Genomic DNA, 13,494 nt, shown 5'->3' on the forward strand with positions numbered 1-13,494 from the left:
CGCCGGGTGCCGGCCCCGCCCGGCGGTCACGGGTCACACGACCAAGGGCGCGGCGTGACGTCGCCTTAGGCTGCATCACCTGATGTCCGAGGCCAGCACGTGACGCCCAGCGAGCAAGAGGACCTGGATCCCGCGATCGCGGTCGCGATCGAGGCACCCGGGGTCGACGAAGAGGCCGTGATGCCCTGGTCGATCCTGCTGCGGCGCTGGGGCAAGCGTCGGGAAGTCGCCGATGACCCGGGCCGCAAGGGGCCCTCGCCGTGGCTGGTCACGTGGACAGTGCTGCTCGGCGCCCTCGGTGTGGCGAGCTCGATCACGATCCTCGCGGTGAGCCGTCCGGCCATTGCGGATGATCTCGGCACCAGTGCATCCACCCTCGTCTGGCTGATCTCCGGGCCGACGATTGCGGTGGCGCTGACCGGCACGGTCGCGGGGAAGCTGGGTGACCTCCACGGCCAGCGGCGCGTCTACCTGATCGGCATGTTCGGCGCCTCGGCCCTCTCGCTGTGCGCCGCCCTGGCCTGGTCGGGTGGATCGCTCATCACATTCCGCGTGGTGGGAGCCACGATCGGGGCCGCGACCGGGCCCAGTTCACTGGCGATCATCAACCAGTTGTTCGCGCGCGAGGACCGGTCGCGGGCACTCGGATTCTGGTCACTGGTCGTCGCCGGTGGGCCGGTCCTTGGCCTGGTCATCGGTGGGCCGCTCGTGGAAGCGGTCGGGTGGCGGGCCATCTTCTGGTTCCAGACGCCACTGCTGCTGGCGGCCGCACTGGTTGCGTGGGTCGTGCTGCCGGAGACCAAGCGCCATCGCAACGTGCATTTCGACGTGCGGGGCCAGGTCGCACTGATCGTCTCGCTGGGCGCCTTGCTGTTCGCGATCGACCGTGCGTCGGTGTGGGGGCTGTCGAACCCGTGGGTGGTTGGTGGACTGGTGGTGTTCCCCCTTGCAGGTTGGTGGTTCCTGCGGATCGAGGGGCGCGTCGAACACCCGCTGATTCCGCTGCCCTGGCTGCGAAAGCGGGCGTTTGCGGTGCCGGTCGTCGTCGGCTTCTTCATCCAGTTCGGCTACATGGGCGGGTTCATACTCACCCCGAAGCTGATGGCGGAAGTGCGCGGCCTCGGGGCCGACGCGGTAGCGCTGATGATGATCCCGCGGCCGCTCACGTTCGCGATCGCGGGCCCGATTGCCGGGCTGCTGGCGCACCGCATCTCGGCGCGCACCACTGTCGTGTCTGGTCTGGCCTCGCTCGCGGTGTCGTTGTTCGCCTTCGCCTGGGTGTCGCCAGATCCGGGCACCGCAGTGGTGGTTGTGGCGCTCACACTGTCGGGCTTCGGCATCGGCGCCGCCCAACCGCGTCTTGCGTCCGCGGTGGCCAACTCCGTGGACGACACCGACCTCGGCATAGCCGGCGCGGCCCAGCTCCTCGTGGCGCAGGTCGGCACCACACTCGGCATGAACGGACTGGAGGCGGTGCAGGTCGCGACCGTCGACTCGGCGGGTCTCGGTGGCTCGTACCGCAACGCGTACCTGCTGGGCGCCGCGTTCGCCGTTGTCGGCCTCGTCATTGCGATGTTCCTGGTGGACATCGGTGCGGACCGGGCTGGGGGGCGCCGCAAGCCGTCGCCACCCAGCTGAGCCGGCCAGGCACGGATGTCACCCGGCGCGGGAAGGGGGTGGCCGGACCGGAGTCCGCACCACCCCCGGGGGCTCGTCGGTTCCCGCTCAGTCCTCGGTGATGTCCTTGATGGCGGCGGCGATCTTCTCCGCTGCCTCGGCGGCCGCCGGGTCGGTGGGGGCCTGCTGCAGGACCATCATCTTGGTCATGTCGCCCTCAACCTTGATCTTGCCGGCCATGAACGCCTGCATGCCCGCCTGTGGGTTGCCATCGACGAGGATCGCCTTGGCGGTTGCGTAGTCGAGGGTGACTGTGAGCTCGGGATCCTCGATGTGGCCTACGTCCATCTGCATCTCGCCGCCGGAGGTGTCCATGTGGGCGTCGATGGAGCCGTCACCGAAGGGAACCTCGGTGATGACCTGGTTCATCCGGATCGAATGCGGGGGTGGCCCGGCATCTGCGCTCAGCTCGTGTCGGATCTTCTTGGCTCCCTCGAGCCACTCGTCGCTCAGGAACTGGTACTTGGCCATGTCGGTCCCCCGTCTGGTCGGTCTCCACGTGAATCCCATTCACGTTCGTGGCGCAGACTAGTCGTCTTGACCGGACGGTCAAGCGGCATCCGGCACAGCTGGATCTACTGTGTTGCAGACCAAGCACCGATCGACTCGGTGGACCAGACAGGAGCAATCAGATGGCCGATGTCATCGACGGAGCAGAACCATGGAGCGCGGAAGGCGGGCCTGTCGGCGTGCTGGTGCTGCACGGCTTCACCGGCAACCCCAGTTCGGTCCGCGGCCTGGCCGAGGCTTTCGCCGGCGCCGGCTACTCGGTGGAGATGCCACGGCTGCCGGGGCACGGCACATCGATCGAGGATCTCATGGACAAGACCTGGGCTGACTGGTCGGCCGAGGCGGAGGCCGCCCTCGGGCGCCTCGCCCAGCGTACGCAAACGCAGTTCGTGGCAGGTCTGTCGATGGGGGGATCCATCACGTGCTGGCTGGGGATCAACCACCCTGAGCTCGCCGGACTCATCTGCATCAACCCCGCGGTCGCGCCGAGCGAGGACATGAGCGCTGTGGTCGAGCAGCTCGTCGAGGCGGGCGAGGCGGTCATGCCTGGTATCGGCTCGGACATCGCGATGCCGGGCGTCACCGAGTCGGCCTACGTCGACACGCCCCTTGCGCCGTTGCTGTCACTGTTCGCGGCCTCCGGCGAGATCGGCCCTCACCTCGGTGAGGTGGAGCAGCCACTGCTGCTGTTCACTAGCCCTGAGGACCACGTGGTGCCGTCGACTGACAGCGACTTCCTGGCGGCCGCAGTCTCGGGCCCGGTGGAGCGGGTGACGTGTGAGCGCAGCTACCACGTGGCCACCCAGGACTACGACAAGGAACTGATCAACGAGCGGTCCCTCGAGTTCGTCGCACGGATCAGCGGCGACTGAGCGCGTCACTGCCGCGCCGCGCGGCCTCGAGCGACGGTTCACCCGTCGCCGGTGGGGGCGTCCGCACTAATCTGACACGCGTGTCAGTTACGGAGTCTCCCCGCGAATCGGGCGCCGCCTCGATGGCCGATCCGCCGAAGATCATCAGCGTGGACGACCACGTGGTCGAACCCGCCCATGTTTGGCAGGAGTGGCTGCCGTCGAAGTGGCGCGAACGGGGCCCCAAGGTGATCCGTGAGAAGTGGGCGCCGTTCGTGCACTACCCGGGCGCCAAGTACCGCAACACCGTCGCGGAGGATGGCACCCCCGGTGACGCCTGGGTCTACGACGCCGAGTTGATCTACGTCCAGAAGGCGTTCGTGGCGATCCCCAAGTCAGCCACTCCCGATGGCACGCCGCAGAGCTTCGACCGCACCGTGATGCAGATGGTGCCGGTCACCTACGACGAGATGCGACCTGGCTGTTGGGACCGTGACGAGCGCATCAAGGACTTCGAACTCAACTGGGTCGACGGCTCCTTGCCGTTCCCGACGTTTCCCAGGTTCTGTGGCCAGACCTTCTACGAGGGTGAGGACAAGGAGCTGGGCCTTGCCTGCGTGCAGGCCTACAACGACTGGATGGTGCATGAGTGGTGTGAGCCGTCGCAGGGCTACAACATCCCGCTCTGCATCATGCCGCTGTGGGACCCGGAGCTGGCAGCGGCCGAAGTGCGGCGCATGGCGGCCAAGGGCGTGCACGCCTTCTGCTTCTCGGAGCTGCCCACCAGGCTGAACCTGCCGTCGATCCATTCGGGTGACTGGGATCCGATGATCGCGGCCTGCGACGACAACGACGTGACGCTGTGCATGCACGTCGGATCGTCGTCGACCATGCCGGCAGCCTCGCCGGACTCGCCCGAGGCGGTTGGTGGCACCATCGCCTTCAACAACGCAATGGCCTCGATGGCGGACTGGCTGTTCTCCGGCAAGCTCATCGAGTTCCCCCGCCTGAAGCTCGCCTACAGCGAGGCCCAGATCGGATGGATCCCGTACGCGCTGGAGCGCGCCGACACGGTGTGGGACCACCACGATTCCTGGATGAACACCAAGGCGAGGATCCCCGACCCCCCGTCCTCTTACTACTGGGGCCGGATCTATGGTTGCTTCACCGCCGACCGTCACGGGGTGAAGAACCTCGAGTCCGTCGGTGAGGACAACATCTGCTTCGAGACCGACTACCCGCACACGGACACTTCGTGGCCCCACTCGAGGGACTACGTGGACCGTCTGGTGGCCGAAGTCGACGAGAAGGTGGCCTACAAGATCCTGAGGGGCAACGCGATCAATATGCTGTCGCTCGACCGCGAGTGACCCCCGGGGGCTCTGCCGAGCCGGTTCCGTTGAGCCGTTTTGTTCGAGCTGAATCACCCTGGCGGTGATTCAGCTCGAACGAAACGGGGTATCGGGGCGAATGGATCTCTATGACGGCATCATGACGACGCGGGCCATGCGCCGTCTGTCGGATGAGCCGGTGCCAACGGCCGACATCGAAGCGGTCCTGCGGGCTGCGCAGCAGGGCCCCTCCGGCGGCAACATCCAGCCGTGGCAGTTCCTGGTGCTCACCGACGAGGCGGACCGGACCTGGATGGGGGACTGCTACCGGGCCTGCTACGACCGCTACGAGAAGGCGCTGCTGGCCACGGTGCCGCCCCGGCCCGACCCGGAATCCCAGGCATCGTGGGACCGCACCCTGTCGGCCTCGCGGCACCTGGCCGACAATCTCGCGTCGGTGCCCGTGCACGTGCTCGTGTGCATGCCCGAGATGGACATGACCATCTCCGACGATGAGGGGCCGATGGACATCGGCCGCGCCGACGCGTCTGTCTACCCGGCGGTGCAGAACTTGATGCTCGCGGCACGGGGCCTCGGCCTCGGCTCAGCGCTCACCACGGTGTTCCGGATCCGCCACGAAGATGTACGCGAGCACTTCGGCATTCCCGAGGGATGGTCGATCGCAGCCCTCGTGCCGATCGGCAAGCCCCTTGGCCGCTTCGGTGTGGCACGCCGGCGCCCGGTTCAGGGAGTCACGCACTGGGGTCGATGGAAGCAGCGGCGCGAATTCGACAGCCCCGCATATGTGGCACCCGAGGGGAGCCAGAAGTGAGTCCATCGGCTTCGCAAGGATCACTGTCGGCAGCGGTGGAGCCGTTGCTGGAGCGCATCGAGGCCGAAGGACCCGAGGTGGACCGGGCCGGCCGACTCGGCGCGGAAATGGCCGGCGAACTGGCCTCGGCGGGGGTCTTCCGGTCGACGGTTCCGGAGTCGATCGGCGGCCTGGAGGCGGCACTCCCCGACGTGCTCGAGGTGATCGAGTCCGTCGGGCGGGCCCACGGGTCAACCGGCTGGTGCGTGATGATCGGCGCCACCACGGCACTTCTGTCGGGCTACCTGCCCAAGAGCGAAGCCGGGTTGATCTATGGCTCCGACCCGCTTGTGATCACCGGCGGGGCATACGCTCCCACCGGCAAGGCCGTGTTGGGCGACGACGGAGACCTGACTGTCACGGGCCGCTGGGAGTGGGGCAGCGGCTCGGCCAACTGCTCCTGGCTCCTCGGTGGTGCGATGCTCGTTGACCCGACAGGCGAGCCGGTCACCGACGATCTCGGGCTTCCACACATGCGGATGTGCTTCGCTCCTACGCAGCAGGTGCAGATCGTCGACAACTGGGACGTGCTCGGCATGCGCGGCACCGGCAGCAACGACCTCGTGATGGATGCGGTCGCCGTTCCCTTCTCGCACAGCGTCAGCTTCTTCGACGACCCGTGGCCCGACGGCCCGCTCTGGAAGGTGCCGCCCTTCGCCCTGCTGGCGCTCGGAATCGGTGCCGTCAGCCTCGGCGTCGCCCGTAGTGCAATGGATGCATTCATCGATCTCGGGAATCGCAAGAAGCCCACCATGGGTGGCCGCAACCTGGCCAAGCGATCCACCATCCGCGGTGAGGCAGGCCGCTGTGAGGCGCAACTGCGCGCTGCGAGGGCACTGTTCCGCTCTGAAGTCGAGTCTGCATGGGGTGCCGCCAAAGCCGGCGCAGACTTCGACATCGGCCAGCGAGCGTCACTGCGGCTGGCTGCGACCCATGCGGCCACGGTGGCAGCGGACGTGTGTACCCGAATGCACCGCCTCGGCGGCGGCACGTCGGTTCGCCACGGCCAGTTGCTCGAGCGGACCGTCCGTGACGCCCTCACCGCCACCCAACATGTGATGGTTGGCCCGCAGCTGTTCGAGTCGGTCGGTTCGGTGTTGTTCGGTGACGAGCCAGGGTTCGCGGAACTGTGAGCCGGTCACCCGGGCGGGCAGGCCGATGAGCGACGCGCGGTGGTGGGGCACATGAGCGATACAGCGGCGATTGTCGAGCAGGTGCAGGCCTGGCTCGCCGCCAACCCCGAGCCCACAGATGCCCAGCTCGCCGAGGCCGGATGGGTCGCTCCCCAGTGGCCCGGGCCCTGGGGCCCCGGAGCCACGGTTGAGCAGGCCGGCGCGATCGAGGCGGAGCTGCTCGCGGCGGGCATCCGCCTGCCCGACAACTCGATCGGAATCGGCTGGGCGGGTCCGACGATCCTCGCGGCCGGCAGCGATGCCCAAAAGGAGCGGTTTCTACCGAGGATCCTGTCCAACGAGGACCACTGGTGCCAGCTGTTCAGCGAGCCGGAATCCGGCTCCGACCTGGCCTCGCTTCGCACGACGGCTGTCCGCGACGGAGACGAGTGGGTGGTGAACGGCCAGAAGGTGTGGACGACCGATGCGGACACCTCCGCCTGGGGCATCCTGCTGGCCCGAACCGACCCCGACGCGCCGCCCCACAAGGGCATCTCCTACTTCCTCTGCCCGATGGACACTGCGGGCATCGAGGTCCGCCCGATCAGGGAGATGTCCGGTGGCTCGCACTTCTGTGAAGTGTTCTTCACCGATGCACGGATCCCCGGAGATGCCTTGCTGGGCGGAGAGGGTGAAGGATGGCGGCTGGCCACGCTGACCCTCGGCAATGAGCGGGTCACGTTGTCCCACGGTGGCCTGCTCTGGGGCATGGGCCCCACGGGCGAAGAAGTGCTCGACGCCGCCATCGCGTTGGCCCGGTCGGGTGTGCGCAGCGACGGCGCTCCCAACGCGATGGCCGATCCGCGGTTGCGCCAGCAGTTCGCCCGGCTCTACACCGACGCCTTCATCCTCGACCGACTCGCCGAGAAGGTCCGCGCAGTCGCTGAGCGCGAAGGCCGGCCCGGTCCGGAGGCATCGCTCGAGAAGCTGCTCTCGGACCAGCACGGCCAGCGCCTCTACGAGCTCCTGTTCGATCTCGGCGGTCCGGCCTCGATGCTTGCGGGCGGTGACAGCACATGGCCGGGGGCGGTTTCGGAGATCGCCCCCGAGCCTCTGGGCGCGGGCCTGGGCGCCAGACACCAGAACCCGTGGCCCTGGGGTGCGTTGTTCTCTCGGGCCCTGACCATCGGCGGCGGCACGACCCAGGTGCAACGCAACATCATCGCCGAGCGCCTGCTGGGCCTTCCCCGCGAGCCGAGGTGACCCGGCCAGCCCGGTGGCAGCGCGACCGCACATGAGACCGTCAATGGAGACTCAGCCATGACTGCACACGAACAACCGATCGAGTACCACGACTGGTCGACGCTGCGCTTCGAGCGGCTCGGAGGGGACACTCCGGAGGACCCCGGCGTGCTCGTAGTCACCATCGAACGTGCGGGCAGCGACCTGAACGCGGTCGACGAGGCTCTTCACGGCGAGTTGGCCGCCCTTTTCCGTCGGCTGCGCCGCGAGCGCACGGCCCGAGCCGTGGTGTTGACCGGTTCCGGACGGGCATTCTGCGCGGGTGGCGACTTCGAGTGGTTCGAGACGCTCCGCTCGGTGGAGGTGCTCGATGAGCTACGCCTCGACGCCCGCCAGATCATCTGGGACCTGCTCGACGTCGAGGTGCCGATCGTGTGTGGCCTCAATGGCCACGCCATGGGCCTCGGAGCCTCGATCGCCCTCCTGTCGGACCTGGTGGTGATGGCCGACTCCGCACGGATCGGTGATCCGCACGTGAGTGTGGGCCTCGTGGCCGGTGACGGTGGCACGGTGATCTGGCCCGCCGCGGTCGGCCCGGCAAAGGCCAAGGAGCACCTGCTGCTCGGCGACCCGCTCGACGCCGAGTCGGCCGAGCGGGTCGGGCTGGTCAACCGCGTGGTGCCTGCGGGTGACGTGCTGGAGGAGTCCCTGGCGCTGGCGAAGCGCCTTGCAGCGCAACCGCCATTGGCCGTTCGCTACACGAAGCTGGCGGTCAACCAGCAGCTCCGCGCGGCGTTGCTGGCATCGTTCGACACCTCCACGGCGCTGGAGCTCACCACATTCCAGTCCGCCGACCACGCCGAGGCGGTCGACGCGATGCGCAACAAGCGCACCCCCCGCTTCGAGGGCCGCTGACAGCGCTGTGCACCGCCACTCGAGTTTGTTTCCCGAGTAGCTCCGCGTCGATGCGACGCTGAATCACTCGGGAAACGAACTTGAGTGGTCCAGCACGAGTCGAGCCTCCACCTCGTAGCGTCTCTCATCGAGCGCATCCACCAGACGGGTGCCCACGAGCACGGTCGCGGCGAGCGAGACAGATCGAGGCCATCCAGCACGGTGCGTCCGCCGCGTCGGACTTCCACACCGTCCAGCCCGAATAAGCGGGCCACGCCCGGAATCTACCGCTGAGGCCACACGGCACCATCGGCGGTACGATCACCGGCGCCATGAGCGAACCAAACACCCAAGACGGACCCTCGATCACCGAGGCCGAGGTGGCCAAGGTGGCGAAGCTCGCACGCCTGTCCCTCAGCTCCGAGGAGCTCGACCGCTTCACACACCAGCTGGCCGACATCCTGGGCCACGCCGCCGACATGGAGGCGTTCGACCTGGACGACGTCGAGCCGATGGCGCGCCCCATCCCGCTGGCCAACGTGATGCGGGCCGACGAGCCCGCCACACCGCTCGACCGTGCAGAGGTGCTCGCCTCGGCGCCTGTGGTGGAGGACCACCAGTTCCGGGTTCCGCCGTCGTTCGGGGAGGAGTCGTGAGCGGCGTGCCGAGCGGACTCGCATCTGCTGTCGACATCGTCGCAGCAGTGCGTGCCGGCGAGACGACTGCGACCGATGTGCTCGAGGAACACCTCGAGCGCATCTCCGAAGACGAAGACACGGTCAATGCCTTCAACCTCGTCACCGAGGAGGCGGCCCGGGCCGCGGCCGAGCGGGTCGATGCCGCGGTCGCCGCCGGAGACGACCCCGGTGTGCTGGCCGGAGTGCCGGTCGCTCTGAAGGACAACCTGTGCACCAGAGGGGTGCCGACGACATGCTCGTCGAGGATCCTCGAGGGTTGGGTGCCGCCCTATGACGCCACCGTCGTGCAGCGCCTGGCGGAGGAGGGTGCGCTGATGGTTGGCAAGACCAACATGGACGAGTTCGCCATGGGCTCCTCCACGGAGAACTCGGCTTTCGGCCCCACCCGCAACCCACACGACACCGACAGGGTGCCGGGTGGATCCTCGGGCGGGTCCGCGGCGGCGGTCACAGCCGGCTTCGCCGGTCTGTCACTCGGCTCGGACACCGGCGGCTCGATCCGCCAGCCTGCGTCGCTGTGCGGGGTCGTGGGCATGAAGCCCACCTATGGCCTCGTGTCGCGACTCGGCCTGATCGCGTTCGGCAGCTCGCTCGACCAGATCGGCCCGTTCGCCCGCAGCGTCGCCGACGCAGCGTTGCTGCTCGAGGCCATCGGCGGACACGACGTGGGGGACTCCACGTCGCTGCCCAACGCAGTGCCGGACCTCTCCGGCCAGCTGGATGCCGGCGTTGACGGCATGCGTGTCGGCCTCATCACCGAGATGATGGGTGAGGGCATCGAGGCCGACGTCGTTGCGCGGACCCGCGCAGCTGCAGAGGCGCTGACCGCTGCCGGCGCCACGGTCGAGGAAGTCTCCGTTCCGGCGGTCACCCTCGGCCTCTCGGCCTACTACCTCGTGGCACCTGCCGAGGCGTCCTCCAACCTCGCCCGCTACGACGGTGTGCGATACGGCAACCGGGTGGACGGGCCGACCACAGGCGAGATGATGGAGGCGACCCGGACCGCCGGCTTCGGCGACGAGGTGAAGCGTCGCATCATGCTCGGCACCTATGCCCTCTCAGCGGGCTACTACGACGCCTTCTACGGCAAGGCTCTGAAGGTTCGCACGCTCACCCGCAACGACTTCGACGCCGCATACGAGAGCTTCGACCTGCTCCTGTCGCCCACCGCGCCGAGCACGGCGTTCGCCCTTGGTGACAAGACCGAGGATCCACTGGCGATGTACATGAACGACCTCTGCACGATCCCTTCCAACCTGGCAGGGCATCCCGCGATCTCGGTGCCGTTCGGCACCGGCGACGACGGCCTGCCAGTGGGCGTGCAGGTGCTGGCACCGGCGCTCGGCGAGGTGCCCATGTTCCGGGCGGCCCGGGTTCTGGAGGCGGCGGCGAACGATGAAGCAGCCGCCAGCGCGGGAGGTGCGTCGTGAGCATCGACCTCGACAAGTGGGAGATGGTGATCGGCCTCGAGGTGCACGCCGAGCTAGCCACACGCACGAAGCTGTTCTCGTCGGCCGCCAACGAGTTCGGCGGCGACCCCAACACCAACATCGACCCGTTCACGCTCGGGCTGCCGGGCTCGCTGCCGGTGCTCAACGAGCAGGCGGTGGAGCTGGCCATAAGGGTGGGTCTGGCCCTCGGCAGCACCGTGTCGCCGAGCACCTTCGCGCGGAAGAACTACTTCTACCCGGACCTGCCGAAGGACTACCAGATCTCCCAGTTCGACCGTCCGATCGACGTCGGCGGCTCCCTCGAGCTGCCCTCGGGCAAGGTGATCGGCATCGAGCGGGCCCACCTCGAGGAGGACACCGGCAAGTCGACCCACGTCGGCGGTGGCGGTCGCATCCACGACGCCGGGCATTCCACGATCGACTACAACCGCGCCGGCGTGCCGCTGCTCGAGATCGTCGGTAGGCCCGACATCCGCAACGCCGAGGAAGCGAAGGCGTACGTGACCGAGCTGCGGGCGATCCTCGTGGCGGTGGGTGCGTCCGACGGCAAGATGGAAGAGGGCTCGTTGCGGGTCGACTGCAACGTGTCGGTGCGGCGCCGTGGCGAAGAGGAGCTCGGGACGCGCTGCGAGATCAAGAATGTCAACTCCCTGCGCAGCCTCGGCCGCGCCATCGAGTACGAGGCGGCTCGCCAGGTCGACCTGATCGAGGCGGGGGACCGGGTGCAACAGCAGACCCGGCACTGGAATGAGGACGACGGCCGTACCCACAAGCTGCGTTCCAAGGAGGAGGCCGACGACTACCGGTACTTTCCGGAGCCGGACCTGGTTGAGGTCGACCCCGGCCAGGAGTGGATCGACCGGGTGGCCGCCGCGCTGCCGGTGCTCCCTGCGGCTCGCCGCCACAGGCTTGCGGAGGCCACCGGTGCAGAACTCGAACAGACCGCGCTGGTCGTGGAGCGCGGGCTGGAGGAGCTGTGCCTGGCCGCGATCGAGGCTGGGGCTGATCCCGTCCGCACTCTCACCCACGCACAACACAATCTGTCCGATGAGAGGGCAATCGGGCTCGACCCGGCGATGCTGGCGAAGCTCGTCGGCATGGAACTCGACGGCGCCCTGACCGCTACGCAGGCCAAGACGGTGCTGGCCGAGATGGTCGACGGGGGAACCGACCCGGAGGCGATTGCCGCCGACAAGGGGTTCGAGGCGATGGACTCCTCTGAGCTCGAGGGGATCGTGGACGGCCTGATCGAGTCCAACCCCGATGAGTGGCAGCGCTTCTGTGACGGCGACACCAAGGTGACCGGCTTCTTCGTCGGCCAGGTGATGAAGGCCACGAAGGGCCAGGCCGACGGCAAGGCTGTCAACAAGCTGCTCAACGACCGCAAGGGCTGAAGGGCAGCACCCGCCTGCACCTCCCATGACCCCCTCTGTAGGTGCGCTCGTGGTGGTGGCTGTCGCCGTGTTCACCGGCGCGGCGCTCAATGCGCTGTCGGGGTTCGGGTTCGCCCTGGTGACGGTGCCGATCATGGCTCTGGTGGTTGGCCCCAAGGAGGCGGTGGTGCTGTCAGCCATCGTCGGGTTGCTGTCCAACTCCGGGGTGGCCATCCGCTACCGCGACGACACCGACCGGCCGATGGCGGGGCGCCTGCTGGCGGGGTCGATGGTCGGCATGCCGCTCGGATTGCTGGTGCTCGATGCCGTGCCCGAGGATCCGCTCAAGGTTGCCATCGCCGTCGTCGTGCTGCTGACTGCCGCCGCCCTCGCTTCGGGCTGGACCCCACCGCCGCCCAACCGTGCCGCGGATGTGGGCGCCGGATTCCTGAGCGGTGTGCTCAATACCTCGATCGGCATCAGTGGGCCGCCCGTGGTCCTGCTGCTGCAGGCTCACAAGGTGACCAAAGGGCCGTTCCGGGCCACCACAGCGACGCTGTTCGCCGTTGCCGGAGTTGTGGCCCTGGTGCTGTTCGGCATCGCCGGCCAGTACAACCGCTCGGTGCTGGTGGCAGCGGCTGTCGCCCTCCCTGCCTGGCCGCTCGGGTGGCTAGTGGGTGCCGCCGTGCACCGACGGGTGCCCGAGGAGCGCTTCCGGGTACTGGTGCTGGTGCTGATAGTCGTGACTGCGTCGCTCACGCTGGGCGGGGCCATCCGGGGCTGACGCACAGGGCGATTCCCCCAGTTGGCCGCTGGCGACTCGCGTCGACCCAGGGGGGCGTCCTACCATGGTTGCAGGGCAGCTCGGGGCTTACAGCTGCCGCAACGGGTTCCGAGGACTGACATGAGGGCGATGACACAGGGGAAGGCACGGGTACTGAAGCTGGCTTCGGCTGTGGTGGCCACCGTGGTGCTGGCCAGCGCATGTGGCGGCGGTGGCACCCAGGAGATAGCCGGCGTTGATGAAGGCCTCGACGGACCCTTGCCGACCGCGCCCAGCGGTGCCGGTGGCGCGTCTGACGTGTTCACCGGTGATGTCGACGTCAACGACCTGATCCGTCGCATCGAGGCGCTCAACGAGGAATCCGACCTCTGCACCCTGCTCACGGGCCAGGCGATGGCCGACCTCACCACCGCCGACATCAACCTTGCGAGCATCGCCTCCAACCCTGCTGCTGCGAGCCAGCTGTTCTCGTCGCTGGAGCGGGTATTCGCCCACATGATCGTGATTGCACCGGCGGAGGCCGTACCGCCGCTGACGACCCTGCAGGCCGTCTGGGCCGGCATGTCCGACATCGACATCCGTGCCGCCGATGCAGAGGCGACGGCTTCGCGGCTGCTGGCCAGTCCGGAGACGCAGGCCGCCAACGACGAGCTGGGCGAATGGGTGTCCGCCAACTGCGGACCTGTCTAGAGCCTGCAGT

General features: G+C 68.1%; 13 protein-coding genes. 12 read left to right on the forward strand and 1 reads right to left on the reverse strand.

The genetic code is table 11. The features are described 5' to 3' along the window. Positions 1-99 precede the first annotated feature (99 nt). Positions 100-1,638 (forward strand): MFS transporter, encoded by a 1,539-nt coding sequence (locus tag GY812_00865; protein MCP4434037.1) that lies wholly within the window; start codon positions 100-102, stop codon positions 1,636-1,638. An 87-nt stretch (positions 1,639-1,725) separates the two neighbouring features. On the opposite strand, the gene GY812_00870 is transcribed toward GY812_00865, so the two are convergent. Next, positions 1,726-2,148: an SCP2 sterol-binding domain-containing protein gene (locus GY812_00870; protein ID MCP4434038.1), complete on the reverse strand. Its 423-nt coding sequence runs from the start codon at positions 2,146-2,148 to the stop codon at positions 1,726-1,728. 161 nt (positions 2,149-2,309) lie between these two features. On the opposite strand from GY812_00870, the gene GY812_00875 reads away from it, so the two are divergent. From GY812_00875 to GY812_00925, 11 genes are all read left to right on the forward strand, one after another. Further along, positions 2,310-3,059: an alpha/beta fold hydrolase gene (locus tag GY812_00875; protein MCP4434039.1), complete on the forward strand. Its 750-nt coding sequence runs from the start codon at positions 2,310-2,312 to the stop codon at positions 3,057-3,059. A gap of 122 nt (positions 3,060-3,181) precedes the next feature. After that, on the forward strand, positions 3,182-4,408 hold the full coding sequence (locus GY812_00880; protein ID MCP4434040.1) for an amidohydrolase: 1,227 nt from the start codon (positions 3,182-3,184) through the stop codon (positions 4,406-4,408). A 100-nt stretch (positions 4,409-4,508) separates the two neighbouring features. Then, a complete protein-coding gene (locus GY812_00885) occupies positions 4,509-5,201 on the forward strand; it encodes a nitroreductase family protein (GenBank protein MCP4434041.1) in 693 nt (230 codons plus the stop codon). Next, positions 5,198-6,373, forward strand: a complete 1,176-nt coding sequence (locus GY812_00890) for a hydrolase (GenBank protein MCP4434042.1) — start codon at positions 5,198-5,200, stop codon at positions 6,371-6,373. Before GY812_00885 ends, GY812_00890 begins: the two co-directional genes overlap by 4 nt. Positions 6,374-6,424: 51 nt before the next feature. Beyond that, positions 6,425-7,615 (forward strand): acyl-CoA dehydrogenase, encoded by a 1,191-nt coding sequence (locus GY812_00895; GenBank protein ID MCP4434043.1) that lies wholly within the window; start codon positions 6,425-6,427, stop codon positions 7,613-7,615. Positions 7,616-7,672: 57 nt separating this feature from the next. Continuing rightward, a complete protein-coding gene (locus tag GY812_00900) occupies positions 7,673-8,509 on the forward strand; it encodes an enoyl-CoA hydratase/isomerase family protein (protein MCP4434044.1) in 837 nt (278 codons plus the stop codon). Positions 8,510-8,820: 311 nt separating this feature from the next. After that, positions 8,821-9,144 carry an Asp-tRNA(Asn)/Glu-tRNA(Gln) amidotransferase subunit GatC gene (gene gatC / locus GY812_00905; protein ID MCP4434045.1) on the forward strand — a complete coding sequence of 108 codons (324 nt, stop codon included), beginning with the start codon at positions 8,821-8,823 and terminating at the stop codon, positions 9,142-9,144. A gap of 5 nt (positions 9,145-9,149) precedes the next feature. After that, positions 9,150-10,616, forward strand: a complete 1,467-nt coding sequence (gene gatA / locus GY812_00910) for an Asp-tRNA(Asn)/Glu-tRNA(Gln) amidotransferase subunit GatA (GenBank protein MCP4434046.1) — start codon at positions 9,150-9,152, stop codon at positions 10,614-10,616. A 23-nt stretch (positions 10,617-10,639) separates the two neighbouring features. Beyond that, the gene (gene gatB, locus GY812_00915) at positions 10,640-12,031 is read left to right on the forward strand and encodes an Asp-tRNA(Asn)/Glu-tRNA(Gln) amidotransferase subunit GatB (protein MCP4434047.1); all 1,392 of its coding nucleotides are present in this window, start codon (positions 10,640-10,642) and stop codon (positions 12,029-12,031) included. Between the two features lie 25 nt (positions 12,032-12,056). Next, positions 12,057-12,794, forward strand: a complete 738-nt coding sequence (locus tag GY812_00920) for a sulfite exporter TauE/SafE family protein (GenBank protein MCP4434048.1) — start codon at positions 12,057-12,059, stop codon at positions 12,792-12,794. A gap of 129 nt (positions 12,795-12,923) precedes the next feature. Continuing rightward, complete coding sequence (locus GY812_00925; GenBank protein MCP4434049.1) at positions 12,924-13,484, forward strand: hypothetical protein; 561 nt, start codon at positions 12,924-12,926, stop codon at positions 13,482-13,484. The last annotated feature ends 10 nt before the right edge of the window (positions 13,485-13,494 follow it).

The sequence above is a fragment of the Actinomycetes bacterium genome, assembly GCA_024222295.1.
Lineage (GTDB): Bacteria > Actinomycetota > Acidimicrobiia > Acidimicrobiales > Microtrichaceae > JAAEPF01.

Coding starts and splice junctions, on each gene's coding strand:
- GY812_00870 (MCP4434038.1), bottom strand. CDS start 2,148: ATGGCCAAGTACCAGTTCCTGAGCGACGAGTGGCTCGAGGGAGCCAAG.
- GY812_00875 (MCP4434039.1), top strand. CDS start 2,310: ATGGCCGATGTCATCGACGGAGCAGAACCATGGAGCGCGGAAGGCGGG.
- GY812_00880 (MCP4434040.1), top strand. CDS start 3,182: ATGGCCGATCCGCCGAAGATCATCAGCGTGGACGACCACGTGGTCGAA.
- GY812_00885 (MCP4434041.1), top strand. CDS start 4,509: ATGGATCTCTATGACGGCATCATGACGACGCGGGCCATGCGCCGTCTG.
- GY812_00895 (MCP4434043.1), top strand. CDS start 6,425: ATGAGCGATACAGCGGCGATTGTCGAGCAGGTGCAGGCCTGGCTCGCC.
- GY812_00900 (MCP4434044.1), top strand. CDS start 7,673: ATGACTGCACACGAACAACCGATCGAGTACCACGACTGGTCGACGCTG.
- gatC (MCP4434045.1), top strand. CDS start 8,821: ATGAGCGAACCAAACACCCAAGACGGACCCTCGATCACCGAGGCCGAG.
- gatB (MCP4434047.1), top strand. CDS start 10,640: ATGGTGATCGGCCTCGAGGTGCACGCCGAGCTAGCCACACGCACGAAG.
- GY812_00920 (MCP4434048.1), top strand. CDS start 12,057: ATGACCCCCTCTGTAGGTGCGCTCGTGGTGGTGGCTGTCGCCGTGTTC.
- GY812_00925 (MCP4434049.1), top strand. CDS start 12,924: ATGACACAGGGGAAGGCACGGGTACTGAAGCTGGCTTCGGCTGTGGTG.